The organism is Gordonia sp. UBA5067, assembly GCF_002414845.1.
Taxonomy (GTDB): Bacteria; Actinomycetota; Actinomycetes; order Mycobacteriales; family Mycobacteriaceae; genus Gordonia; species Gordonia defluvii.
In genome coordinates, this window is record NZ_DIAX01000073.1 from 49,720 (window position 1) to 75,889 (window position 26,170).

General features: G+C 67.9%; 18 protein-coding genes. 6 read left to right on the forward strand and 12 right to left on the reverse strand.

The features are described 5' to 3' along the window. Positions 1 to 7: 7 nt before the first annotated feature. The 3 genes from B4M62_RS12320 to B4M62_RS12330 all read left to right on the forward strand — a co-directional run bounded on the left by B4M62_RS12320 (position 8) and on the right by B4M62_RS12330 (position 3,545). Positions 8 to 1,558: an acyl-CoA carboxylase subunit beta gene (locus B4M62_RS12320; RefSeq protein ID WP_290713307.1), complete on the forward strand. Its 1,551-nt coding sequence runs from the start codon at positions 8 to 10 to the stop codon at positions 1,556 to 1,558. 16 nt (positions 1,559 to 1,574) lie between these two features. Continuing rightward, positions 1,575 to 2,123, forward strand: coding sequence for a hypothetical protein (locus B4M62_RS12325; protein ID WP_290713308.1), 549 nt, complete (start codon positions 1,575 to 1,577; stop codon positions 2,121 to 2,123). A 135-nt stretch (positions 2,124 to 2,258) separates the two neighbouring features. After that, positions 2,259 to 3,545, forward strand: a complete 1,287-nt coding sequence (locus B4M62_RS12330) for an MFS transporter (RefSeq protein WP_290713364.1) — start codon at positions 2,259 to 2,261, stop codon at positions 3,543 to 3,545. A gap of 67 nt (positions 3,546 to 3,612) precedes the next feature. Here B4M62_RS12330 and B4M62_RS12335 read toward each other — a convergent pair whose 3' ends face one another. The 3 genes from B4M62_RS12335 to B4M62_RS12345 all read right to left on the reverse strand — a co-directional run bounded on the left by B4M62_RS12335 (position 3,613) and on the right by B4M62_RS12345 (position 13,745). Beyond that, positions 3,613 to 6,894: an arabinosyltransferase domain-containing protein gene (locus B4M62_RS12335; protein ID WP_290713310.1), complete on the reverse strand. Its 3,282-nt coding sequence runs from the start codon at positions 6,892 to 6,894 to the stop codon at positions 3,613 to 3,615. Continuing rightward, complete coding sequence (locus B4M62_RS12340) at positions 6,891 to 10,325, reverse strand: arabinosyltransferase domain-containing protein (protein ID WP_290713312.1); 3,435 nt, start codon at positions 10,323 to 10,325, stop codon at positions 6,891 to 6,893. The genes B4M62_RS12335 and B4M62_RS12340 overlap by 4 nt, the downstream gene beginning before the upstream one ends. A gap of 66 nt (positions 10,326 to 10,391) precedes the next feature. Beyond that, positions 10,392 to 13,745 (reverse strand): arabinosyltransferase domain-containing protein, encoded by a 3,354-nt coding sequence (locus B4M62_RS12345; protein ID WP_290713314.1) that lies wholly within the window; start codon positions 13,743 to 13,745, stop codon positions 10,392 to 10,394. Between the two features lie 62 nt (positions 13,746 to 13,807). Here B4M62_RS12345 and aroQ point away from each other — a divergent pair, with 62 nt between their 5' ends. Further along, complete coding sequence (gene aroQ / locus B4M62_RS12350; protein WP_290713317.1) at positions 13,808 to 14,275, forward strand: type II 3-dehydroquinate dehydratase; 468 nt, start codon at positions 13,808 to 13,810, stop codon at positions 14,273 to 14,275. Between the two features lie 85 nt (positions 14,276 to 14,360). Further along, entirely contained in the window at positions 14,361 to 15,644 is a 1,284-nt protein-coding gene (locus tag B4M62_RS12355; RefSeq protein ID WP_290713320.1) for a lipase family protein, read from the forward strand. A 45-nt stretch (positions 15,645 to 15,689) separates the two neighbouring features. Here the strand turns inward: B4M62_RS12355 and B4M62_RS12360 are convergent, their stop codons facing one another. The 5 genes from B4M62_RS12360 to B4M62_RS12380 form a co-directional block, all read right to left on the reverse strand. Further along, complete coding sequence (locus B4M62_RS12360) at positions 15,690 to 17,666, reverse strand: arabinofuranosyltransferase (protein WP_414651838.1); 1,977 nt, start codon at positions 17,664 to 17,666, stop codon at positions 15,690 to 15,692. Positions 17,667 to 17,684: 18 nt separating this feature from the next. Next, positions 17,685 to 18,446 (reverse strand): decaprenylphospho-beta-D-erythro-pentofuranosid-2-ulose 2-reductase, encoded by a 762-nt coding sequence (locus B4M62_RS12365; protein ID WP_290713323.1) that lies wholly within the window; start codon positions 18,444 to 18,446, stop codon positions 17,685 to 17,687. Between the two features lie 45 nt (positions 18,447 to 18,491). Then, complete coding sequence (locus B4M62_RS12370; RefSeq protein WP_290713326.1) at positions 18,492 to 19,913, reverse strand: FAD-binding oxidoreductase; 1,422 nt, start codon at positions 19,911 to 19,913, stop codon at positions 18,492 to 18,494. A gap of 196 nt (positions 19,914 to 20,109) precedes the next feature. After that, the gene (locus tag B4M62_RS12375; protein WP_290713329.1) at positions 20,110 to 21,285 is read right to left on the reverse strand and encodes an alpha/beta hydrolase family protein; all 1,176 of its coding nucleotides are present in this window, start codon (positions 21,283 to 21,285) and stop codon (positions 20,110 to 20,112) included. A gap of 52 nt (positions 21,286 to 21,337) precedes the next feature. Further along, positions 21,338 to 22,024 carry a lysophospholipid acyltransferase family protein gene (locus B4M62_RS12380; RefSeq protein ID WP_290713332.1) on the reverse strand — a complete coding sequence of 229 codons (687 nt, stop codon included), beginning with the start codon at positions 22,022 to 22,024 and terminating at the stop codon, positions 21,338 to 21,340. A 40-nt stretch (positions 22,025 to 22,064) separates the two neighbouring features. Here B4M62_RS12380 and B4M62_RS12385 point away from each other — a divergent pair, with 40 nt between their 5' ends. After that, a complete protein-coding gene (locus B4M62_RS12385) occupies positions 22,065 to 22,568 on the forward strand; it encodes a GtrA family protein (RefSeq protein WP_290713334.1) in 504 nt (167 codons plus the stop codon). Positions 22,569 to 22,575: 7 nt separating this feature from the next. On the opposite strand, the gene B4M62_RS12390 is transcribed toward B4M62_RS12385, so the two are convergent. The 4 genes from B4M62_RS12390 to B4M62_RS12405 form a co-directional block, all read right to left on the reverse strand. After that, on the reverse strand, positions 22,576 to 23,325 hold the full coding sequence (locus B4M62_RS12390) for an SDR family oxidoreductase (RefSeq protein ID WP_290713337.1): 750 nt from the start codon (positions 23,323 to 23,325) through the stop codon (positions 22,576 to 22,578). Next, the gene (locus B4M62_RS12395) at positions 23,325 to 24,203 is read right to left on the reverse strand and encodes a TIGR03619 family F420-dependent LLM class oxidoreductase (protein WP_290713340.1); all 879 of its coding nucleotides are present in this window, start codon (positions 24,201 to 24,203) and stop codon (positions 23,325 to 23,327) included. The genes B4M62_RS12390 and B4M62_RS12395 overlap by 1 nt, the downstream gene beginning before the upstream one ends. Before the next feature lie 81 nt (positions 24,204 to 24,284). Continuing rightward, entirely contained in the window at positions 24,285 to 25,220 is a 936-nt protein-coding gene (locus tag B4M62_RS12400; RefSeq protein ID WP_290713342.1) for a glycosyltransferase, read from the reverse strand. After that, the gene (locus B4M62_RS12405) at positions 25,217 to 26,092 is read right to left on the reverse strand and encodes an ABC transporter ATP-binding protein (RefSeq protein WP_290713346.1); all 876 of its coding nucleotides are present in this window, start codon (positions 26,090 to 26,092) and stop codon (positions 25,217 to 25,219) included. Before B4M62_RS12405 ends, B4M62_RS12400 begins: the two co-directional genes overlap by 4 nt. Positions 26,093 to 26,170: the final 78 nt, after the last annotated feature.

Consider the following 26,170-nt stretch of genomic DNA (forward strand, 5'->3'; position numbering starts at 1 on the left):
CTGCGGGATGACTCAGACGACGGCGGAGAAGCTGGCCGACCTACGCGTGAAGCTAGCGGCGTCGCAGGAACCCGGCGGTGAGGTGGCCGTCGCCAAGCGAGCGGCCAAGGGGATCTGTTCGCCGCGCGAGCGGCTGAACATGCTGTTCGACCCGGGCACCTTCCTCGAGATCGGTGCGCTGATCAAAGCACCGGGGGCGAGCGAGACCGGCTATGGGGACGGTGTGGTCACCGGCCACGGCCTAGTCAACGGGCGGCCGGTCGCCGCCTTCTCCCACGATCAGTCGGTCATGGGCGGGTCGGTCGGCGAGATGTTCGGCCGCAAGGTTGCGGCACTGATGGAACTGGCCGGCAAGGTCGGCTGCCCCGTCGTCGGTATCAACGACTCGGCCGGGGCCCGCATCCAGGACGCGGTAACCTCGCTGGCCTGGTACGCCGAGATGGGCCGCCGCAACGAACTGGTCTCCGGGCTGGCGCCGCAGGTGTCGATCATTCTCGGCAAATGCGCGGGCGGCGCCGTCTACACGCCGGCGAATACCGATATCCTCGTCGGCGTCGAGAACAAGAGCTACATGTTCGTCACCGGCCCGGAAATCCTCAAGGCCGTCAACGGCGAGGAGACCTCGGCCGAGGATCTCGGCAGTGCGCACAACCAGGCGCGTTGGGGCAACATCCACCATGTCGCGGCCGACGAGAAGGCTGCCTTCGACTGGGTGCGCGACTACCTCGACTACATGCCGTCGTCGGCCCATGAGCAGCCACCGGTGATCAATCCCGGGCTCGAACCGGAGGTCACCGAATCGGATCTGGCGCTCAACGACTTCATGCCCGACAGCGACAACGCCGGGTATGACATGAAGGACCTCATTATCCGGCTGTTCGACGACGGCGCGTTCCACGAGGTTGCCGCGCTCTTCGCACCCAACCTGATCACCGGCTTCGTTCGGATCGACGGACACAGCGTCGGCGTTGTCGCCAACCAGCCGAGCGTGATGGCCGGGACGCTTGACACCGATGCCTCGGAGAAGGCGACCCGGTTCGTCCGCATTTGCAACGCCTACGGGATCCCACTGGTCTTCCTCGTCGACACCCCGGGAATCCTGCCGGGCGTCGTCGAAGAGTCCAAGGGCACGATCCGGCGCTCGGGAAAGTTCCTCTATGCGTATGTCGAGGCCGACGTCCCGAAGATCACCGTCGTCCTCCGCAAGGCCTACGGGGGCGCCTATGCGGTCATGGGCTGCAAGCAACTCGGTGCCGATCTGAACTTTGCGTGGCCGACGGCCAAGATCGCGGTGATGGGCGCCGAGTCCGCGGCCGTGCTGCTGACCCGCCGGCAGACCGAGGGACTCTCGGCCCACGACGCGGACAAAGTACGCCGCGACTTCATCGATTTCTACAACGTGATGATGGCCAACCCGTATCTTGCGGCGGAAAAGGGCTACATCGACGCGGTCATCGAGCCGTCGCAGACCCGGCTGGAGTTGCGCAAGGCGCTCGCGCAACTGCGTGACAAACGAGTTCCGCGCACGCCGCGCAAGAACTATTTGATGCCGATCTAGATCGGGGGGGATGGCGATGAAACGGTTCTTCGGCTGTCTTGCCGCCCTGACCGCGCTCGTGCTGATCATCGGTGGATGCAGCGCCGGCGGGGCCGAGCACAAGTCACCCGGTTCCGCCGGGGTGAAGGCCAGTACCTCCGCCCACGACAAGCACGGCTACTGGGATACGCAGGGCAAGCCCGTCAACGGCGGCCCGGCGGGAGCCGATGGGTCGACGGGCAACAACCTGACCCGGGAGTACTGCGCGCGCAACGAGGATCCGGGCTGCCCGAAGGGCAGCTACGTGGGCCCGAACGCGCAGCGCGATCCCAAGGGAGGTCCGGGATACGTGCCGTGTGAGGGGACGATCTGCACCAACCCGAATCATGGCGCCGGCACCGATCCGCGGACCAACGGCGGCGACAATACCGCTACCGGCGGGTGGGACGCCAACGGGAATCCGGTCGCCGGCGGGCCGCGCGGCGCAGACGGGTCGACGGGCAACAACCTGACCCGGCAGTACTGTGCCGCCAACCAGAACCCAGGGTGCCCGGCGGGTAGCTACGGCGCGCCCCAGCAGCGTTAGGCCGGGCGACGAGGGTGGCAACCGGCCGGTTCGACGCCGGCCGTTCGGCCGTGCGAGCCGAGGCGGGGAAGCCGTAATCCGCTGGCCGTCCGGGTCATCCTCGGGCATGCTCGATCAGTGACCGCCACCGCACCGATGCCACAGCAGCCGCTGCAGTTGCCGCGAGCGCTGGCGCCATTCGCGCATCGGCAGTACCGCTGGCTCGCGGTCGGTTTGATCCTCTCGATGTTCGCCGACGGCGTCTGGGCGATCACCCTGGTCTGGCAGGTCATCGGATTGGGCGGGCAGCCGGTGCAGGTCTCGATCGCCACGGCCGCTTCGGCCATCGGGATGGTGGTGTCCACGCTCGCCGGCGGTGTCCTCGCCGACCGGGTCTCGCAGCGGCGGATCGTGATCGGCCTGGAGATGGCCAAGACGGTCGTCTTCGCCCTGGTCGCGGCGGCGTCGGTAACCGGAAACCTCCAGCTGGGACACGTCGTCCTCGCTGCCCTGCTGGCCGGCGTCACCACCGGAATGTATTACCCGGCGTATTCCGCGATGCTGCCCTCGATCCTGCCGTCGTCGGAGTTGCAGGCGGCCAACGGCGTCGAGGGATTCCTCCGGCCGGTCGCGTATCAGGCGGTCGGCCCGGTGATCGCCGGCTGGATCATCGCCGCCACCGCGCCGGGATACGCGGTGATGGTCGCGGCGGCGGCGTCGATCGCGTCGGGCCTCTGCTACCTCGTCATGCCCCCGGTACCGGTGCGGCGCGAGTCGAATGAGTTGCGGGGCAATCCGGTTCGGGGGATTCTGACCGACCTGGCCGAGGGGTTCGGGTACCTGCGCCGGACGCCGTGGCTGTGGTCGACGCTGCTCTACTCGACAGTCCTGGTGTTGGCCACCCTCGGCCCCATCGAGGTGCTGATTCCCTTCTTTCTGCGGGAACGGGCAGGTGGTGATGCGGCCGACCATGCCCTGGTGCTGGCCGCGTACGGTATCGGCGCGGCGATAACGTCTCTCCTCTTCGCGTCGATCCCCATGCCGCGCCGCTATCTCACGCTCATGTTTGCGATCTGGGGGGTGTCGAGCGTTCCGTTGATTCTCATCGGGGTCGCCCACTCGGTTTGGGTTGTGGTGGTCGCGGGATTTGTCATGGGGGTCTTGTTCGACGGCCCAATGGTCCTGTGGGGCACGCTGTTACAGCGCCGGGTCCCGCCCACCCTGCTCGGCCGGGTGGCAAGCCTCGACTTCTTTGTATCCGTTGCGCTGATGCCGGTTTCGATGGCAATCGCGGCACCGGTCGGGCAGGCGCTCGGCCTCACGACGACGTTCGTGCTCGCCGGCCTGCTCCCCGTGCCGATGGCCGTCGTGTTCTACCTCGCCGCCCGACTGTGGCGGGACGAGGTCGAGCACCCGCTCAACGACGAGCCCGATCAGAATTGATCGCCCAAGCGGGCTGCAATGGACATATCGTCCACGATCTGCGCCCTCGGCGACGTTTCCAGCGCGATCAGTAGCCGGTGGCGCGCATCGGCGCCAGATCCCACAACCCGGACTCGCGTTGCGTCCCGAGCACCAGTGTCGCCGGCGGCGCCGGATCGATCACGGTGAACCGCTGCAGGCCACCCCAGTCCCGGCCCCAGTTGTTGCGCAGGTAGGTCGGCAGCAGTGTCGGCCGCAACAGTGCCTCGGTGATGCCCAGCGGGCCGCCGGCCTTGCCGGCCATCCACGTCTGGCTGTTCCGGCGGGTCGCATCGGCCTCCGGCATGATGCGCCACTGCGGTACTTCGAGCACCCCGTTGCGGACCGCGATCGGCCGCTGGCACGGGAAGACGAAGCCGGGCAGCCAGTCGATGAGCACTGGATCGGTTTGCCCGACAACGTCATTGAGAGTGCGGAGACGGTCGACGCGGGGCGGCGTGACGCCCACCCACTCGTTTGTGGAGGCCGAGGCATCGTCGACGACGATCCGGACGACATCGGCATCGCGCGGCGCCTTGTCGAGCGGGAACCGCAGGTCGCGCCAGGCAGGGGCACCGCCAGCGTCGAGCGGTGACATGGCGCCGAGTTGCGTGACTGCCCCGGTGGGGCCGCGGCGCCCGAACTCGACGACGAGCTTCTGGCCCTTCTGCTCCATGTTGTCGTGATCGATGCCCTCGACCGAGCCGGCGACCGCGACGGTCAGCAGCGGCCGATCCTGCTGCGGATTGGAGGTGTTGAACGGCAACTGGTACCAGGAGGTCTCAAGCTTGGCCGTTCCGCCCGGTGCCCCATATGAGCCGAGCACCGGCGTCCGGGCCGGATCGAGGTTGAACGGCAACAGACTCGTCGACCCGTTGACGCCCACCGGTCCGCGACCGCCCCACGTGTTGCCGGCGGCCGACTCGTTGATCGAGGCGCCCGGGTTCTCCTGGGACGGCAGTTCACCGCCGCCGTCGGTGGTGGACGGTGTCATCACATTTTCGGGCACGCCCTGCGGGGTGAATCCGGGGTTGGGCGCGAGCCCGGCGGCGATCGACGGCGCGGGTCGCCCGTCTACCGCGGCGGGCAGCAGAATGCCCTGCGTCGGATTGTCGGCGACCATGACATCGTTGGCCAGCGCGCACTCGTTACCGGTCATCGCGCGGTAGTTAGACTTGGTCCACGACCAGCTGTCGCGCTGTACCCAGGCACCCTTGGCCAGGCTCGCCACCATGAACAGGACGAGCAGCATGGCGATCGTCGGCAGCGGGGCGAACTTGAACGGGCCGGGCAGGACCGGGCCGGTGCGGGTCTTCTCGTCGACGTAGTCGTCGCGGAAATGGTAAAAGAGCCCGAGTAAGGCGGTGAAGACGGCGATGGCCAGCACGAACCAGCTGACGTTGATGCCCGCGATGGCGACCGGGCGGTCGCGCCACGGCACGCCGTAGTTGCCGACGAACCACCACATGTTGATGCCGGCGAAGGACATCGCGGTGACGAAGAAGACGGCCGAGGCGGCAAAGGCGCGGTTGCGCCGCGACGCCAGCAGGGCCGGCGCCATCAAGGCTGCGGCGGCCGCCGCCAATCCGCCCGCGATACCGGCGTACACGCCGAAGTGGTGGGTCCATTTGGTCGGGGTGAAGGCGATGAAGAACATCGTGCCGAGCATGACGGCGATCAGCCGCCAGATCGGCGCGCGCGCGACACCGTTGGGATGCCGCCCGCGCAGCAGCCGGAACATCACGTAGAACAGTGCGAGCAGCATCAGCAGGATGCCGATGCGCCGCGACAGTGTGCCGTCACCGGTCTGCAGGATCAGGTAGTAGTAGCGGATCGGCTCTTGCCACCACTCCAGCGTCGGCCCGACCTGGGAGGCGACCTGTGATGCGTCGACGAGCGGCAGCACCGACTGGTCGGCGAAGATCATGTACAACACCGCCGTGCCGGCCGCCATGATCGGCGCCAGCATCGGCAGCCAGCCGTCCCGCCGGTGGCGGCTGACGAGTGTCTTCACGACGGGGCGCAGGCCGGCCAGCAGGGCCGCTGCCGCCATCAACCCACCGGGGGCGAGTGCGAGGGTGAACGCGGCCGTCACGGCCGCGATCGCATAGGGGAGCAGGCGTCGGGTCGCAATGGCCCGCTCCACGCAGCACCACGTCAGCAGGGCGCCGACCGCCTCGGCGGGCTCGGGCCGGATGCCGTTGTTGTACGGCAGCCAGATGGCGAGGAAGACAAACGCACCGGCCCACATGGCCGGCGTGCTGTTGCGGACCGCGCGGCCCAGGCGTGGGATGACCTCGCGGCTGATGAGCCACCACCCCAGCAGACCCAGTAGCAGGGCGGGCAACCGCATCCACCACGCCGCGACGCTGATTTGCGTCATCCAGGAGATGACGTGGAAGTGCCACCCGAACGGGTCCTGTGGCACGCCGAAGTACCGGAAGTAGTTGTCGGCGTAGCCGGCGCCACTCGTGATCCGCCCGACGGTCATGTTGTAGCCGTCGTCGGAGGTGTTGGCGCCGCCGAACCACCACAGCAGCAGGATTGCGGTCACCAGGCCGTCGAGCCATGTCGGCTTCCACCAGCCAGCCGGTAGAATCCGCCGGTGCCGCAGCCCGTCACGCGTATCCAAGACGCCCAGCGCGACGAGCGACAGCAGGGTCATGATGATGCCGACGATCATGAGCCAGAACTTCAGCGTCGTCGGGCTGGTCACATACCGGGTGTCGATGTCCGCGGTGAAGGACATGCCGGCGGGCGCGGTGCCCCGCAGATCGGAGTACACGCCGACGATCTGTGGGCGCATCTCGTGGTCGGCGGTCCGGTAGGAGAGCAACGAGCCTTTCAGCTGCCCGGTGTCCAGGCCCTCGATGGCGGCGTGCACCCCATCGGCATTGCCGCGGAAAACGACTCGGCACGCCGGATTGTTCTGGGCGGCGGCCCGGGGCGCGCTCAGGATCACCACATTGCGGTCGATGGCGACCAGGGCGTTGTCGGTGGCGTTGATGAACAAGCCGCGCGCCGTGGCGGCGGCACCATCGGTGGGCAGCGTGGAGAGCAGCACGCCGCCCTTCTCGCCGAGTGCAGTCGCGGCCGAGCACGGCACGGCGACGTGCATATCGGTCGCCACGTAGGAGACCAGCGGTGCGACCACCGACGAGACGGTGTTGTTCTCCGGCCAAACGATCTTCGCGGTGGTGCGCTCGACGGGCAGAAATGCCATGACGAGGGCCAGTAGCGTGCCCAGGAGACCGGCCGCGGCGGCAACCCACTTGGCACCGCGATAGTCGTGCGCGGTGAGGAAGTTGCGCTTGGTGTCTGTGTCACTCATTCTTTGCCCGGCTCCAACCTGATGGATCCGGTCCGCGACCAGCCCCATTGCCTACGAAGATCTGTTGTCACGCGCGCGGGGTGCGCGTTGGCGTCCCGCGGGGTCAAGCGTTCGAGCGCACCCCAGCCGCGATGCCAGTCACCGTCGAGGTAGCTGGGCACGGCCGTACCAACGGTCATCGCCTCGCTCACCGCCAACAGGCCGCCGCCGGCGGTGCTCTGCCACGTGCGCGACTGGCTCAGCGCGGTCGCGTAGTCGGGCAGGATTCGCCACTGGGGGACTTCTGCGACGCCGTGCCGCAACGCCATCGGGCGCTGGCACGGGAAGTGCGCGGCGACCATGAAATCGATCAGCGTCGGGTCGGTCGACCCGACGAGGTGCTGCAGCGTGACCACCTTGGGTGCGCGCGGCGGTGTCAGCATGATGAACTGCGCCGGGCCGAGATTGTTGTCCAGCGCCACCAGCCGCACGACGTCGGCCCCGGGCGGGACCGCCGACATCGGGAGCCGCAGGTTCCGCCACGGACGGTTCGGGATGACCGGGCCGGGGTCGATCGGGATGGCGCCCGGGCCCATCGCCTCGAACTCCCCGCCCGGTCCGCGCCGGCCGAACTGGAACCGCAGCATCTGTCCGAACACGGTCGCACCGAAGGCGTCGATGGTGGAGATCGCGCCGGCGGCGGTGACGACGAGCAGCGGGGACGCGGCCCGGTCGGGCAGGCGGTACCAGTCGGAGGTCAGTCGCGCCTCGCTGGGGTAGCCGTAGCTGCCCAGGACCGGCGTCGTCGCCGGATTCAGCCCGTAGGGCAGCGCGGCGACTGAACCGTTGACGGTCCGCGGCCCGCGCCCGCCGGTGGTGCCGGCTTCGAACGTGCCCATCACGGCGAACGGCTTCGACGACGAGCCCGCGACGTTGGCCTGACCGGGACGTGAGCTGCCCATCTCGGCGGACAGGTTGGTCGTGATTCCGTTGGCGGTGAAGCCGACCGGGTCGGCGCCGGCGAGGGTCTGCGAGATGTCGCGACCGGTGGCCGGGGTGAGCATGCCGTCGTTGGAGTTGGGCTCGACCAGGATCTTGTCGGCCAGGGCGCACGGCTGACCGCGCAGTGTGCCGATGTTCGTGGAGAACGCGCTCGCGACCGGATAGCGGGTGATCGCGGCCTTGGCGAACAGCGCCAACTCGAGAACGACCAGTCCGCCGGCGATGACGGCGATCGGCGACCCGGCCAGCACCAGCCGCGCGCGGTTGGCCACCGCCTCGTGCCGCTTCGCTTCGACCACCGTCGCTGTGTCGGCGACTGCGGTCAGGTTTTCCGCATCATGGTGTTCGAGCCCCTTGTTCTCCACATAGTCCAGCCGCAGGTGCTGCCAGGCGGCCAAAACGCCGGTGACGACGGCAAGGACGAGGAAGATCGTCGACATCGGGATGCCGAGGAGGACCGGGGCCCGGTCGAACCAGGCGATCCCGTAATCATAGAAGAACGGCCAGGCATTCTTACCGGCGGTCGCGGCCGCCAGGGCGAACATCAGGCCCGACACGAACACCGTCAGGTTCCGCGTCGACCGGGCCGCCGACTGCGCGACGGCGAGGGTGGCCGTGGCCGCGACGGCGGCGGCCAGACCGGCGTAGATGCCGAACTGGACGGTCCATTTCGTCGGCGTGAAGATCATCAGGACCATGGTCACGCCGATTGCGCCGACGGCCCGCCAGGCCGGTCCGCTGCGCACGCCGTCGATCTGCCCGCGGCGCAACAGCACCGCGACCGTGACGAACGCCGACGCGAAGAGCAGCAGGACGGGAACGCGACGGGCCAACGATGCATCGGCGGTGGTGACGGTGAGGAAGTAGTAGCGCAGGTATTCCTGGAACCAGGGCAGGTTGGGGCCCACCTGGTAGCGGATTTTCATTGCCTCGCCGACGGTGGCGAGGGTCTGGTCCCCGAACACCGCAAGCAGGACGACGAGCCCGGCGGCGCAGACCGGGGCGAGCACGGCGGCCCACCCGATCTCGCGGCTGCGCGCTACGCCGATTGCGAGCAGGGCGCGGGCGCCGACGAGGAGAATGGCGATTCCGATGACGCCCTGGGGGGCCGCCGCGAAGGTGAATGCGGCGGCCACGACGGCAAGCGCGATCGGGAGGAGTCGCTTGGAGGTGATCGCCGATTCGATCGCCCACCACGTCAGGAGCGAGCCCAGTACGATGACCGACTCGCTGCGCAGCCCGCTGCACAACGGCATCCAGAATGCGGTGAACACCGCGGCGCCGGCCCACACCGGCCAGCCGTGGGCGACGGCACCGCCCAAGCGGGGCAGCAGCACCCGGCTCAGCACGTACCAGGAGACCAGTCCGGCGATGAGACTGGGAAGATGCATCCAAAGCATCGACGCCGACACCGACGACCAGTGTGACAAGAAGTCGTAGTACCAGCTGAACGGCGCTTCGGCGATACCGAAGAAGCGGTAGTAGTTGGGGAGGTACCCGGCTTCGCCGGCCACCCGGCCCATGTTGAGGATGTAACCGTCGTCGGGACCGCCGCCGCCGAGGAGGGCCCATCCCAGCAGGGCGGCCGTCACAGCGAGGTCGGACATCCGGGGGCGCAGCGAGGCGAGGAAGCCGACCCGGTGGATCGCATCGTCCCCGTCCGCATCGTCCCCGTCCGCATGGTCCCCGTCCGCATCGCGCGCGGCCGCGACGGTGGGCGAGTGGCGGTCGAGCATGGCCACGGCGACCAGGGCGGCGAGTACCGCCAGCAGCCCGACGATCATGACGATGGTCTTGAGCAGTGTCGCGGAGGATTCGTAGCGGTTATCGATGTCGATTCGCGCGGACAGGCCGCGCTGCGCGGCCCGCGCCACGTCGGCCGCGGGCAGCGGCGAGAAGATGCCGTCGATCTGCGGTTGCGCCACCGGGTCGGCGGTGCCGACGGGTCCGAGGCCGACGAACTGTGCGCTCGGCCCGGCCGGGCTGGAGCGGATCACCAGTTTGTCGCACCGGTTCATTCCCGCGCGGGGAGCGCTGGCCAGCAGAGTGTTGCGGCTCAGCACGGTGATCGCGTCGCCCGCCGTGACCGACAGCATCCGGCCGCCGGCGCCGGGTGCGTTGGCCGGCATGGTGGTCAGGACCGGGGTGGTCTCGCGCGGGAGATCGGCGAGGACGGCGCACGGGATCTCGATGTGCAGTGCTTTCGCCGTCTGGGCGATGAGCGGTGCGGTGATCGACGACGAGGCGGTCAGATCCTGGCCCTGGGGCCAGGCCACCGTGGCCTGGACTGCCTGGACCGGAAGCAGGGGGGTGATGGCGCAGGCAAGAATACCGGCAAGGCCGGCGATGACGGCGATGAGCCGGGCGAGCTTCAACCGACTCGAGTGGTCAGCGCCGGAGGCGTCGGGCTCGGGCCCGGCAGCCCCCGGTTGCGTGGAAGACACAGACACGAATGCCCATCGTAGGCGACGCGGCTGAGGAAATGGTGATCGCACCCACTTCACCACGGCCGGGAGTCAGTGCCGGATCGGCGCAGGTCGCCACAGCCCGCTGCGGACTCGGGTCCCGGTGACAAGCTCCGCCGGTGCGGTGCTCGTCGGGTCGAACGGCCGGTACGCCTCCAGTGCGCCCCAGTCACGTCCGATATCGCCCTTGAGGTAGGTGGCCACGGTCTCCGGCTGCTGCGACACTTCCAGCCAGCCGAGCGGGCCCCCGCCGGCGGCACTCTGCCAGGTGGACACGGCGGCCGCGAGGTCCGCGCCCGGACGGATTCGCCATTTCGGGATCTCGGCGACGCCGTACCGGTGGTCGAACGGCCGTTGGCAGGGGAACACCAGGCCCGAGGTCCAGTCGACGTGGACTGGGTCCTTTTTGCCGACCAGCTGCTCCAGCGTTTGCATCTGGGGCAGCCGGGGTGGCGTGACGACGACGTATCGGTCGGTCGCCAGGTTGTCGTCGCGGGCGACGATCCGGATCGCCGTCGTTTCGGCGGGCAGGGCGTCGGTGTTGAGCCGAACGTTGCGCCACGACGGGCGCGGGCCGGGGTCGATGAGCGGAATCGACCCGGCGACGCCCAGGGCGTCGTCGCGGGTTTCCGCAGTGACCGGCGTCGTCGAATACTCCAGGACGAGGTCGGGCCGTTCGAACCAGCCGGCGGCGGAAAAGGTGATCAGCGGGTACTGCTGGAAGTCGCGTGGCAGGGCGTACCAGCCCGAGCGCAGCCGGGCCGGTGACTGCGCGGCCGCCGAGTAGCTGCCGAGTACCGGCGTGCGGGCCGGGTCGAGGAAGAAGGGCAGGCGCGCGTGACTGCCGTTGACCCCGGGTTGGCCGGTTAGGCCGCCGGAGGTCCCACCACTGTTGGCGGCGAGGACGCCGGGATCGTTGTTGGCGTTATCGGCGAGTACGCCCAGCGACCCCTGGGCGGCGTTGGTGACCATTCCCGTCGGCACCCCGTCGGGAGTGAACCCGTCGGTCTGCGCCGAGGCCGGGCCGGTTCCGGGGGCCGGGCGCGGACCGGCGAGCGCCTGGGCCGGGCTCAGCGATCGATCGACCGGTGCCAGCTGGAAGTTCGACGGGTCGCGCTCGGTCCAGATCTTGTCGGCCATACCGCACTCCATACCGCGCAGCGCCTCGAGGTTGGCCCGTGGAACCGAGTACGACGACGACTGGCGCACCCCGGCCAGCACCGCCGTCACGACCTGGAACAGGACGACGGCGGCGACGACGAAGACGAGGGGCTCCGAGCGCAGCGTCGAGGTGAACCGTTCCCATCCCGTTCGCGGTTGGGGGTGTTCGGCCACGACCGGATCGACCCCGGTGAACGGTTCCCGAAGGTGGAACAGCAAGGCGAGGGCGAGTAGGGCCAGCGCTGCGAACAGCAGCACACTGGTGACCCGGAAGCCGAAGGTCACCTGCTCGGTGCCCCACGGCATCCCCCACGCGGAGGAGTAGAAGTAGGAGTTGGGTGCGGCGAATGCGAGCGCGGCGATGAACAAGGTGAGCGCCGCGAAGATCGTGCGGTTTCGGCGCGAGTGCATCGACTGGTGGCCGACCGCGATCGCGGCGATCGCCGCCAACGCCGCCCCGAGGCCGGCGAAGACCCCGAAGTGGTGGGTCCACTTGGTGGGCGTGAACATGAGGAACAGCAGCGACGCGAAGACGATGCCGACGATCCGCCGGGTCGGCCCGCTCGCCGTGCCCGGGATCGCGCCCTTGCGCAGCAGCATCGCGGCGGACACGGCCAGGGACAGCAGCATGATCAGCACCGCGAACCGGCGGGCGATTGACCCGTTGGCCGAGTACTCGAATAGCGACGAGTAGCGGTCGATCTCGTTGTACCAGTGCAGCGACGGGCCCAGTGCGGTCTTCATGGTGCTGGCGTCGAGGAAGGCGCGCAGCGTGAGGTTGGCGAACACGATGAACACGACAAAGGTGCCCGCGGCGAGAATCGGGGCGAGCAGGGCGAAATACGTACCGATGACCCGTCGCCGGGTTCGTGGTCCGCGTGCGCCGAAGATCTGGTCGTCGATGTCCTTGGCGCGTTTGATGAGGGCGAGGATCATCGGCCGGGCCCCGGCGATCAGTGCCGCGACGGCGAGTAGTCCGGTCGGGCCGGCGGCCAGGCTGAAGGCGCCGATCATGCAGGCGATGGCGGCGGGCAGTAGCCGGCCGGTGGCGATGGCCCGCTCCACCGAGCACCAGGTGAGCAGCGCGCCCAGGCAGATGATCGGCTCGGGACGCAGGCCGTTGTCGAAGGGGAACCACATGGCCAGGAATGCCGCCGCCGCGGTCGCGCCGACAACCGGCCGGCTGGCCGCGCGACCCAGCCGGGGCAACACCTCGTGGCTCAGGATCAACCAGACGGCGATGCCGCAGGCCAGCGCGGGCAGGCGCAGCCACGGGCTCGACAGGTTGATCTCCGAGAGCCAGCCGAAGACCGAGTAGTACCAGCCGAAGGGCGCCTCGGGTGCCCCGAACCAGCGGAAGTAGTTGGCGGTGTAGCCGCTGGCCTGACCGACGCGGGACATGGTGAGCAGGTAACCGTCGTCGGAGGTGTTCGGACCGACGAAGTGCCAGAGGGCCAGCATGCCCAGGACAAGGTAGTCGCGGAGTTGAAGCCGCCACCATCGGGCCGGGAGGATGCGGCGATGACCGCGACGGTCGCTGCCGTCGAGGACTGCCAGGGCGATCAGTGAGGCGATGGTGGCGAGGACGCCGAGGATCAACACGATCCGTTTGACGACCGTGGCCGGGGTGTCATAACGGGTGTCGATGGTGGCCCGGGCGGACATGCCCGGCTCGGTCGCGGCGGGGCCGGTCAGGTCGGTGAAGAAGCCGGTGAGCTGCGGGCGCTGGTCGGTATCGAGGTGCTCGTCGTCGCGTCCGGCGGTGGTGCCGCTGACCGGTGACCCGTCGGGGTCGACCAACCCGGCGAACGTGGCCGTGACGGCTTTGGCGTCGGCGGTGACGTCGATGGATCGGCATTTCGGTCCGGTGACGTCGGCGATCGGTGCGGCGACGACCGGAATGTTGCGGACGGTGACGGTGACGGCCGAACGGTCGGCGCTGCGCTGGACGAACAGGCCGCGTTCCTGCGCGGGAGCTGCCTGTTTGGGCACGGTCGAGAGCAGAACCGAACCGTCCGCGGGCAGTTGGGTGACCGCCGAACACGGGATTGACACGGCCAGGTTGATCGGCACGTACGAGATCAGCGGCGCGTTGACGCTGCGCAGCACTCCGTGCTGCGGCCACGACAGTTCGGCAGTCGTCTGATTCACCGGCATGAGCGGCGTGGCCAGTGCGAGAAAAAAGCCCAGCAGGCCGGTGACAATGGCGGCGACACGGGCTCGTCGGAGGGTCTGGACTGGCACAATGGGCAATGCTAGTCGGTGATGACACGACGACCGCCAACTGTCGCGTCTAGGGTTGTTATATGGCCGAGAATGAACCGCTTCCACTTCTGTTGCTCAACGGTCCCAACCTGAACACGCTGGGCCTTCGCCAGCCGGACGTGTACGGCTCGGCGACGCTCGCCGAGGTTGTGCGTGATTGCGAGCGCCTGGCCGCGGAACTCGGTTTCGGCCTGCGTGCAGCGCAGACCAACCACGAGGGCGAGATGATTGATTGGCTGCACGCGGCGCGCGGTCAGGTCGGCGGCATCATCATCAATCCGGGGGCGTGGTCGCATACGTCGATTGCCCTGGCCGACGCGCTGGTGATCCCCGAGGTACCGATCGTCGAGGTCCACATCAGCAACATCCACCAGCGCGAATCGTTCCGGCACCACTCCTATGTTTCGCCGCTCGCGGTGGGTGTCATCGCCGGCCTCGGGGTGCGCGGGTACGAATACGCGGTGCGCCACCTCGTCGCGCTACTCGCGCCGCCGGCCGCCGACGCCTAACTCCCGCAGTCGCCGGGCCCGCTCCGCCCGACGGGACGGTGACGGGATTACGCCAGGAAGCTACTGCGCGGTAGCCTACGGCCCCATGAGACAAAATATGGATTTTGGTTCAGCTGGGCGACGGCGGTCCGGCAGGATTGTCGCCGCCCTGCTCGTGGTGGCCACGGCGGCGGCCGGTGCCGGAATCGCTGCGTCGCCTGCGTCCGCCGCGGACTTCTACACGCCGCCGGCGACGTTTGCGTCGGCCCCGGGCTCGATCATCCGCTCCCACCCGACGCCGCTGCTGCTGCAAATTCCCGGTGTCGCCGGTCAGTGGCCGGGCACCGCGAAGACCGTGATGTACACCTCGCGGTACCTAGACGGCACACCCGCCGCGGTGACGGGCACCGCCATTGAACCCACCGCTGCGTGGACCGGCAAAGGACCGCGGCCCACCGTGGTCGTCGGACCGGGCACCATCGGTCAGGGCGACCAGTGCGCCCCGTCGAGGATGATGGGGCTGCCGATGTCGGTGGACCTTTCCAAGCCGAGTATCGGGGTGAACTACACCGCGCCGGAGATGCTGTACCTGCTGGCCCACGGTGTCCGGGTCTTCGTGACCGACTACATCGGGATGGGCACGCCCGGGATGCACACCTACGTCAACCGGGTGGAAACCGCGCACGCGATGCTCGACGGCGCGCGGGCCGCCCTGCGCGTAGCCGGTGCTCCGGCCAGGGCCCCGATCGGGTTCGCCGGCTACTCGCAGGGGGGTGGGGCGGCCGCGGCGGCCGCAGAACTGGCGTCGGTCTACGCACCAGAGCTCACCGTGAAAGCGACCTATGCCGGTGCGCCGCCGGCCGATCTGTCCAAGGTGATCAGCGCGATCGACGGCACCACCATCGCCGGCGCCATCGGGTTTGCGATCAACGGACTCACCGCGCGTTACCCCGCGGTGAGCAAGGTAGTGCGGTCGGAGACCTCCCCCGCTGGGGAGGTCAAGCTCAAGCAGCTGTCGACCCAGTGCATCGGTGACATCATCTTTTCGACGGCGTTTCAGCGGACGAACGGATGGACCCGAACCGGCGAGTCCCTCGGTACCGTCATCTCCAGGTACCCCGAGGTGATGAAGATTCTGGAGGAGAATCGGATCGGCAAACTCAAGCCGAACGCCCCGGTCTTCATCGAGGGCGGCCGCAACGACGACGTCATCCCCTACGGTCAGGTCCGGGAGCTCGCCCAGAATTGGAAGGCACTGGGCGCCGACGTGCGTTTCGTTTCCAATGAGACGCCCCCGATTCTCCCGAAGACGATTGTGAATCACGTGGTGCCGATGCTGACCACGCTGCTACCCGGTCTGGAATTCTTGATGGGGGAGTTGTACCGCTGACCCGGGCGTGGGGCGTGGGGCGTCGTGCGACCGGTTGCGGCGCCCTCACCTGCGGACGACGAGGATGAACGGGCCGATCTCGGTGACGGTGAACGGTGGCCCGTCGAAGGCCGCCCGGTTGAACGCAACGGTGTAGCGCTTGACGTTCGGATCGTTCGGATACACGTCCCGGGCCAGCTTCAGCGTGTAGCCGTCCGGGCTGTAGCGGAAGAGGAACACATCCGGCGCGCGCCACGGCGAGGCGTCGAGGTGAGCGATCATCTCCTGCGGCGTCATTGCCGTCGCCCACTGCTCGATAGCCGTCGTGCGCTTGTCGAACTCGGCGAGCGGATTGGCGTAGTGCGACGTCAGGCCCTGAAAGCCCCAGTACGGGTAGATCGAGAGAAAGTCGAAGTCGGCGGTCAGGACGACGACGTCGGTGTCGGGCCGACCGGTCTGCTCGGCGATGGCCGCCCGCACCGCGGGGTAGTACGCCTGCGCCCCGGCGGGGCGCTTGTCGGCGCGCACCCCGGTGCCGTCGGTGTCGGAGTAGGCGATGTTGATATCGCCAGCCAGCATTGACGGGATGTGTTGCGCGGTGGCAACCGCCACGATGGCGGCGACGGTCCCGATCAGGAAGCGCAGGTCGCCCAGACGCCCCACCAGCCACGACGCCAGCGCCCCGACGCCCAGGACCCCGGCGGCGGCGAGGATGGCGGTGAGTATCGGTTCGAGGCGAAAGGCCAGCAGCGTCGATCCGGTTGCGGTCATCGCCATCGATCCGAGGGTTACCAGGTAGATCGCCAGGACCGCGGTGCCGAAGGCCAGGGCCAGCGTGCGGTCACGGAACCGCCACCCGATCCAGATGAAGCCGATGAGGGCGAGCACCCCCAAGATCGTGGGACCGAGCATCGGGAATGGTAGCTGCGCACCCCATTCGGGCAGGTAGTGCTCATAGGTGCCGCCGCTGGCGGGGCGGTGCTGCGCCCGTGCGACGAGGTAGGGGCCCCAGGTCAGCAATGCGACGGCGATGGCGACGAGTGCCATGGTGGCCAGGCGCACCGCATACACCCCGAGCAGCCGGCCCCGGTTGCGGCGCACCACACTCCCGGGTACCGCCGCATTCGTGGTCGCAGGCCATCCGGTGACCACCAGCCACAGTGCCAACAGGGCCGCCGTGGTGGCGAAGACTCCCGCATAGAGCGTGTAGAAAGTGGCGCACATCCCCAGGAAGGCGCCGGCGACGATGGTCGCGAGCCACGGCGTCGACGACAGCCGCACCGTGTCTGGTGGGCCCTTAGGTCCGCGCAGCGCGTGCAACATCGTGGGGAGCAGGGCAACGCCCAGCAGGATCAACACTGCCGCATAGGGCTCGGGGGCGGCGTAGGACAGCACCGTCACCGTCACCGCCAGTGACACCGCGATGCCGCGGTCGGCCCCGATCATCCGGTTCCACAGCACGGTGGCGAGTGCGGCCGCAGCGGCGATCGAGATGACCGCCCAGGGCTTGTACGCCTCCCACCCGGGGAGCCCGGCGAGGTTCGCGAAGCGGCCGCCGAGCCAGAACCAGCCAGCCGGGTAGAACGGCGGCAGGCCGTGATAGGTCATGTCCTGCAACTGCGGCGACGACGTCAACCGGGTCAGGTACTCGACCCGGAACTGCTGGTCCACCGACAATCCGAACAGGTAGAGCCTCGTTGCGGCCAGGGGCATTCCGAGGGTCACGGTGACCAGCCCGGCCATCCCGATGGCAGCCAGCGCGTCGACGAGCAGCCGGCCGAGCCCGGTCGAATCGGGACGTCGCCGATACAGCAGCACCGCCACCAGAAGCACAGCGATCGCGCCGACCTGACCGACGGTCGTGAGGGCGCGCAGGACATTGGACGAGTTGTACGCTGGCCAGTCGACGGTCGAGATCGCGGCCAGGCCGATCCACGCCACGGCCGCGCCGCCGAGTACGGCGGCACCCAGGCGCAGGGCGGTCAGCGCTGTCGGCAAGGCCTTCGCGGTTGGCGCGGGACTCTCCGTCGCTTCGGTGGTCACCCAACGAAATCTATCGGATCAGATCGGCAGTTTGCGGAACACGGCCCGGGGGATGTGCCGCAACACCATCATGATGAAGCGGAACGGGCCCGGCGCCCAGACGATCTCTTTGCCCTTGGTCGCGGCGGCGACGGCCAGTTGGGCGACATCCTCCTTGTTGACCGTCAGCGGTGCTTCCTTGACGTGGGCCGACAGGCGGGTGCGCACCTGCCCGGGCCGGATGACCAGCACTCGTGGCCCGAATTCGCGCAGCGCCTCACCCAGGCCGAGGTAGAACCCGTCGAGGCCGGCCTTAGTCGAGCCGTAGACGAAGTTGGAGCGGCGGACGCGCTCGCCGGCCACCGAGCTCATCGCAATGATCTGTCCGTGGCCCTGGGCGCGCATCTTCTCGCCCACCAGCACACCGACCGAGACGGCCGCGGTGTAGTTGATCTGTGCCTCCAGCACGGCCAAGCGCTGGTCCTGCCAGGCCTGCTCGTCGTCGCCCTGGATGCCGAAGGCCACAATGGCGATGTCGATGTCGCCGTCGGCGAAGGCACGGTCGATGACGTCGGGGTGGCTGTCAGTGGCCAGCGCGTCGAAGTCGATGACGGACACGTCGGTGGCGCCGGCCGTCTTCAGCGTCGTCACCGCAGCCGGTGCCGCGTCGTCGCCGGGCACGCAGGCCAGCACGACGCGGGCCGGGCCGAGCTTGAGGTACTCGGCGGTGATGGCCAGGCCGATCTCGGAGCTGCCTCCGAGGACCAGGATGGACTGGGGGGCGCCGACGGCGTTGATCATGGTGGTTCCTTCAGTACTTGCCGCGTCAGGTGCGACGGGGAGTGGTCAGGCGAGGTCGAGGCGGCGCGCCATGTCGGACATGAAGACGCCGGTCGGATCGATTGCACGGCGTGTCGCCCGCCACTGATCGACCTGTGGGTACATCGCGTGGAAGCTCGCCGCCGAGGTGCGGGAGTCCTTGGCGGTGTACAGCCGCCCGCCCATCGCCATGACCCGGCGGTCGAGTCCGTTGAGGAACTCGGCGAGTCCGCGCTTGACCGGGAAGTCCAGGCAGACGTTCCAGCCCTTGAACGGGAAGCTCAGCGGCGCGCGGTTGCCCTCGCCGAACAGCTTGATGACATTGAGGAAGCTGACATGGCCGGAGCTCTGGATGTCCTCGATCAGGCGGATGAATTCCGGCTCGTTGCCGGTCGGCACGATGAACTGGTATTGGGCGAATCCACCGCCCCGGCCGTAGGCGTTGTTCCAGCCGCCGAAGACGTCGAGCATGTGGTAGAACTGCGCGAGATTCTTGACCTTCTGTTCGCTGGGCGGCCCCATCCGGTAGTAGGCCTCGCCGACGAGCGAAAAGCTGAGTTTGTTGGCCAGCCCCCGCGGGAAGACGTCGGGGAAGGTCACCAACGCCTTGTTGTTGAAGCTCAGCGGGTCCTGTTGGTACTTCTCGGGAAGTTCGTCGAGCTTGGCGAGATTGCCGCGCGAGAAGGTGCCGCGGCCCAGTTTGGGGGGAGCGCTGATGGTGTCGAACCAGCCGGACGCGTACTCGTAGCCGTCCTCGAAGCCGTCGGCCAGATGCAGGTCGATGGTTTCCTGCAGACTCGTGGTCTGCGCGGTGTCGGCGATGAAGTAGGCGCTCTCGGTGCGCTTCATCTGGATTTTTGCGCGCAGGATGATGCCGGTGAGACCGATGCCGGCCACCGTCGCCCAGAACAGCGAGCCGTCGGAGTCGTCGTCGCTGCCGCCGGGCTTGAGGGTGAGGATGCGGCCGTCGGCGACGAGGAGTTGCATCTCCACGACGTGATTGCCGAAGCTGCCCTGGCTGTGGTGGTTCTTGCCGTGGATGTCGTGCGCGATCGCGCCGCCGATCGTCACCTGGCGGGTACCGGGAAGTACCGGCACCCAGAGGCCCGACGGGAGGGCGGCCTGCATCAGTTCGTCGAGGCTGACTCCGGCGTCGACGTCGACGATGGCCGTGTCCGCGTCGATGTCGTGGATGCGGTTCAGCGCGGTCATATCGACGGTCAGCCCGCCGGTGTTCTGTGCCGACTCGTTGTACGAGCGGCCCAATCCGCGCGCGATCACGCCGCGTCGCAGGTACGACGGCTTGTCGGCATCGGCGTCGGCGACCTGCGCGACGGCCTTGGCGATGACCTCGACGTCGGGGGTGGACAGCACGTGGCCGATGACCGGCGTGGTGCGCGCCCAGCCGACGAGACGCTGCGTTGCAATGGGGAGTTCACTGGTAGACATCGCTGAAAAGGGTACCCGCGTCCACCTGAGAGTGGTCTGTGGTCGGTCAGGTTGTGACCGAGTCGACGATTCGCCGAGTGGGCACCCCGACCCCGCCGAGTGGGCACCCCGACCCCGCCGAGTGGGCACCCCGACCCCGCCGAGTGGGCACCCCGACCCCGCCGAGTGGGCACCCCGACCCCGCCGAGTGGGCAGTTCAGCGCATGATTCGCGCGAGAAATGGCGTCGAATCCCGGACGGAGGCGTAGACCGTGCCGGAGTGGTCACGGTCGGGATAGAGGTGCAACTCGACGGGCTGGTTGTTGGCGCGCAATTGTGCATAGAGCGACAGCGACGAGGCGGCGGGCACATCCACGTCGAACAGGCCCTGACCCAGGAAGATCGGGCGGTCGTATCCGGTGATCGGGGTGCCCAGGTAACGGGTCAGCGCGGGCAGCACAGCGGGGATCGAGCGCAACGGTGCGGAGAACCACCGCCCCACCACGCGTTCGACGCCGGCCGTCATCTCCGGGTAGCAGCGCGTCATCGCCTGCGCAACGACGCGCTCGCCGACTGGGGTCAGCACGCGTTCGACGTGGAGATCAGGCCTCGAGTCATCGAATCCGGCGAGAATGTAACCGAGGTAGGCGGCCAATCCGGCGGGCAGCGGGAGAACCGCGTGCGGTCCAAGCAGCGACACGATGTGCTCGATGTTGGCCGGGGTACCGGTGGCGACGACGCCGCGATAGTCCAGTGCCGTCCCGCGCGACAGGGCAGCGGCCGCGTGGGCGCCGGCCATTGCGGCCCCGGCGCCCTGGGACTGTCCCACGATCGCCCAGCGCTTCGCGAGCGGCAGGCCGGACTGCTGCGCGGCCTTGACCGAGTCGACGATTGAGTGCGCTTCGAGACTGCCATTGAGGTAGCTCATCAGCCCGGGGGTGCCGAGGCCGACGTAATCGGTACCGACGACGGCGTATCCCTGGCGGAGCCAGTGGGACAGATACACCGAGTCGCGCGCGAACCGGGGCTGCGCCGATGGCGTGCAGTCGTCACCCAGCCCGACGGTGCCGTGCGCCCAGGCGATGACCGGCCAGCCGCCCGACGGTGCAGTGCCGTGTGGAATGAGGATGACGCCGGTACTCGATGCGAGCACGCCGTGCTGGTTGGGCGTCGCGTAGTGGATCCGGAGCGCCCGGGCCGCGCCGGGAACAGACAGCCGCGGCGCCATCGGGACGTGGCCCAGGAGTTGACCCGCTCGTGCGCCGACCCTTGGTGCCGTGGTGCGCACATCCATCCCGGAGAAGTCCGGGGGGACGGTCGGGGGCAGTTGATCGGCAGCGGCCGTCCCCGGTGTCAGTGCCGAAATCGCGCCGACTACCACGATCGCGGCCACCGCCGACCGTGCCCGGATTCGCGTTGACCGTAGCGCCGGCGCCGCGGGAAGACTACTTGGTGGCACTGCCCGGTTTGGCGTAGACGTCGACGTAGTCCTGCCCGGTTTGGGATCGAATCGTCTGCATCAGTTGATCGGTCGCCTCGCGGATCTGCTTCTCGTCGTCGGGGTTCACCCAGCTCAGGTCCATGGCGGGCAGGATGTCGATGGATACGCGACTCTTCCAGAAGTTCCGTCGAGTGCGATTGTCGGTGCCGGTCAGGGCGATTGGGACGATCGGTGTCCCGGTTGCGACGGCGACCCGTACGACGCCGGTCTTTCCGCGGTGCAACCGCCCGTCGGGCGATCGGGTGCCCTCCGGATGGATCCCCCACGCGCCGCCATCGGCAACGATCCTCGTGGCCGCCTCGATCGCCGGCGATGCCGCAGTTCCGCCGCTGCGGTCGACCGGGATTTGCCCCAGTCCGCTGAAGAACGTCCTCTTGAACTTCCCCTTCCATCCAGGCTGGGTGAAGTAGTCGGATTTTGCGAGAAACATGACGGGGCGTCTCGCACATTGGACGACATAGAACGAGTCGCTGATGGCGAGATGGTTGGCGGCCAGGATCACCGGTCCGGTGCGGGGGATGTTGTGGGTGCCGGTGACTTTCGGGCGTCCCCAGAAATAGAGGAACGGCCCGACGAAGCAGTACCTGGCCACCCGGTATCGGAACGCTGCGCGAAGGTCGTGGATAGACATGTACTGAGGTCTACCATCATTGATCGCCTAGGGTGGTCTGGTGCCAGAATCCGTGAGTCCCGACGAAGTGTTCCCCGGTGGGGGCAACCACGACCCCCATATTCCTGCACCGGTCGAGCTGCCGCTCGAGGGGCCGGAGGAAATGGCCGACGATGTCGGTCTGCGAACGGCAATCATCCGGTTCGTCGTCACCGGCGCCGGCTCGGCCGTGCTCGACTTCGGCCTCACGATGCTTCTGCAATACGGTCTCCACTGGGATCCGGCCTATGCGAAGGCTCTCGGGTTCGTCTTGGGTACGACGACCGCGTACCTGATCAACCGCCGCTGGACGTTCCGTGCTGAGCCGAGCGCTGCTCGGTTCGTCGCAGTCATGTTGCTCTACCTGGCGACGTTTGCGGTGCAGGTCGGCATCTACGCCGCCTTCGAGAACCTGTGGGCCACCGACAACAAGCTGATGTCGGCGGTGTCCTTCGCCATCGCGCAGGGCACTGCCACCGTCGTCAACTTCGTCGTGCAACGGGCCGTCATCTTCAAGATGAAGTAGCCCGGCTTCAGCTGTTCGGCAAGTTCAGGGGGATGGTCGCCGTCAACCCGCCGTCGATGAGGAACTCGCTACCGGTGCAGTAGGAACTCTCATCGGAAGCCAGGAAGAGGGCGACATTGGTGACTTCGGCCGGATCGGCGGCACGCCCGAGCGGCGTCTGCAAAAAAGTCTCGGGAATGCCCGCGGCCATGTCGGTGCGTGCCTGAGCGGGGTGGATCGAGTTGCACCGAATGTTGTGCGGTGCGAGTTCGACGGCCACCGATTTTGTCAGGCCGCGGATCGCGAACTTGGTCGCGGTGTAGCCATGCGTGCCGACCGAGCCGAGGATCCCCGAGATCGACGAGGTGTTGATGATCGAACCACCCTGGCTGGCGGCGATCATCGGGTCGGCGACCGCGCGGCAGCCCAGGAAAGTGCCGGTCAGGTTGATCGCCACGATGCGATCCCAGTCACCCAGGTCGAAGGAGCCGATCAGCCCGCCGTTCTGGATCCCGGCGTTGTTGACCAGGACGTTCGGGGTGCCGAAGGCGTCGGCCGTCGCGTCGACCGCGCGTTGCCAGGCGTCGGCATCGGTGACATCGAGTTCGATGAAAGCCGCCGCGTCGCCGAGTTCGGCGGCCAGCGCACGACCCTCGTCGACGAGGACGTCGCCGATCATCACCCGCGCACCCTCGGCGACGAACCGTCGGGCATGTGATGCGCCGAGCCCGCGCGAACCGCCGCTGATCAGTGCGATCTTGTTCTCGAGGCGTCCCATCAGCCGTTCACCTTCGCAATCACGTTTTCTCCGTACCAGTTGAGGTGGTCGATCTTCTTCTGCAACGGCTGGTCGTCGTCGCCGACGATATAGGGGAGGCGGAACCCGACGATGACGTCGGTGATCCCCTTGTCCTCCAGGCGTTTACACCCGTCCACAGTGTAGGCATCCATGGAGATGACGTGGATCTCGAACGGGTCATCTTCTTTGCCCTCGGCCGTGCGGAGCGCGGCAATCTTGTCCAAGAGGGTGTCGAGTTCCTCCTGGGGCCCGCCGCCGTGCATCCAGCCGTCGCCGCGGCGCACCGCGCGGCGCAGCGCGAGATCGGCGTGACCACCGACGAGCAGGGGAATCGGCGCGGTCGGCGCCGGGTTCATCTTGATCTTGGGGATGTCGTAGAACTCGCCGTGGAACTCGAAGTATTCACCGGTTTGCAGCCCGCGGATGATGTCCATGCACTCATCCATCCGCTTGCCGCGCCGGGCGAAGTCGACACCCATGATGTCGTAGTCCTCGGGCCAGGGGCTGGTACCGACGCCGAGGGCCAGCCGGTTGCCGGTCAGGTAGGCCACCGACATCGCCTGCTTGGCAACGAGGGCCGGTGGGCGGATCGGCAGCTTTAGCACGAACGGGATGAAGCGAATCGTCGACGTCACCGCCCCCAGTGCGGCCGCTTGGATGAAGGCCTCGACGAAGGCCTTGCCCTCGAGGAATTCGCGGTCACCGTCGGGGGTGTACGGATATTTCGCGTCCGATTCCGCGGGGTAGGCGACCGAATCGGGGATCGTCATCCCGGCGTATCCGGCGGCCTCGGCGGCCTGAGCCAGCGGCGCGTAGAAACTGGGGTCGGTCATGGCCTCGGCGAACGTAAACCGCATGGTGCTCCTTTGGGCGGGATGGCGTATCCCTCCCACATTAGAACATGTTCTAGTTTCTGGGCACCGTCGGCGGGGTGGCGACTATGGCAGCCGGTCGAAATGCTCGGTCCGGCCGAGCTTCCGCAACCGCAGCCATTCCCGGAAGCCGGCGACGTCGCGCTGCTGAACCAGGAAATACCAGGCGAAGCGCGCGTACTCCTGCGGTAGCAGTTTGCGCATGCCGGGCTGGGCCATCAGGTAGCCGCGGTTGCGGTAGGTGAAAAACCGCTTGGCCTCGTTGTCGGGGTACTGCGTGTGCATCCGGCCACCAAGGATGGGGCGGAACTCGGCACTACCGTCGGGGTGCAGATACGCCGTTGTCAGACAGGTGCCGAACGCGATGCCCGAGCGCACCAGGCGGCGGTGCATCTCGACCTCGTCGCCGCGGACGAACAGCCGCAGGTCTGGCACGCCGACGCGTTCGATGGTGGCGGCGGAAAACAATGCGCCGTTCATCAGCGATGCGATTCCGGGCAGCACGTCGTTGTCGGCGGTCATCGTCTCGCCCGAATCGAATAGCTCCGAGCGCTTCCGTCGCCACACCAAGCCGCGCCGGAGCGGAAACGCCAGCGCGTCCGGGTCATCGATATTGGCCACCACCGGCGATACCTCGCCGAGCCCGTGGTGGCGTGCGCAGTCAAGCAGCGTGGCCAGGACGCCGGTGCCCTCGGGTCGGCCGTCATCGTCGGCGCACCACACCCAATCGGCACCCAGTGCGAGCGCGTGCAGGATGCCCAGCGCGAACCCGCCGGCACCGCCGAGGTTGCGCTTCGAACCCAGGTAAGTCGACGGAATAGCAAGGGACGCAACATGATCGGCGACGACCTGTTCGTCGGCGTTGTCGACGACGACGAGGTGGTCGACCGGTCGTGACTGGGTGGTGATCATCGCCGTCGATTCGGCGAGGAGCTCGGCGCGGCGGTGGGTGACGATGACCGCGACGACGCGCTGCGGCTCACCCGACGGGGGTTCGCTCACTCGTCGGCCTCCATGCGGTTGAGGACCTCGCGCACCTGCGCGGCAGCGGCCGGACCTTCGTAGGCGCCGACAACATCCTCGATCCCGCCCTCCATCTTGATCCGGCCCTTGTCGATCCAGAGCGCGCGATCGCAAAGCTGGGCCAAGAATTCGTTGGAGTGGCTGGCGAACACCAGGATCCCGGAACGTTCGACGAGGGCCTGCAGCCGCTTGCGAGCCTTGCGCATGAAGTCCGCGTCGACGGCACCGATCCCTTCGTCGAGGATCAGGATCTCGGGGTCGATACTGGTGACGACCCCCAATGCCAGGCGTACGCGCATCCCGGTGGAGTACGTCCGCAGCGGCATTTCCAGGTGCTGCCCGAGTTCGGTGAATTCGGCGATGTCGTCGGACTTGGCCAGCATTTCCTTCCGGGTCATGCCCAGGAACATGCCCCGGATGATGATGTTCTCGAAACCGGAGATCTCCGGGTCCATGCCGACGCCGAGGTCGAACACCGGTGCCACGCGGCCGCGCACCCGGCAGGCGCCGCGCGTCGGCTCGTAGATCCCCGAGAGGAGTCGCAGCAGGGTCGACTTGCCCGCGCCGTTGTGGCCCACGAGCCCGATGCGGTCGCCGTGTTCGAGGTGCAGGTCGATATTGCTCAGCGCCTCGACCATCGGCACACCCGAGTCGGACGCCCCGATGACGCCGCCGGCGCGACCCAGGACGGACTTCTTGAATGATCGGGTTTTCGCGTCGAAGATCGGAAAGTCCACGCTCGCGTCCCAGGTGTCGACCCGCACGGCTGACGCCGTGACGATCGTGTTCCTGCTGTGCGCACTGTGGGCGGGCGCATCCGCGCCCTCGGTGGTGTGGTCGTCGTCGGTCATGTCGCGCTCCTATACCCAGTACGCCACGCGGGAGCGATAGTTGCGTAGGACGAGCAGTGCTGCGGCACACCCGACGAC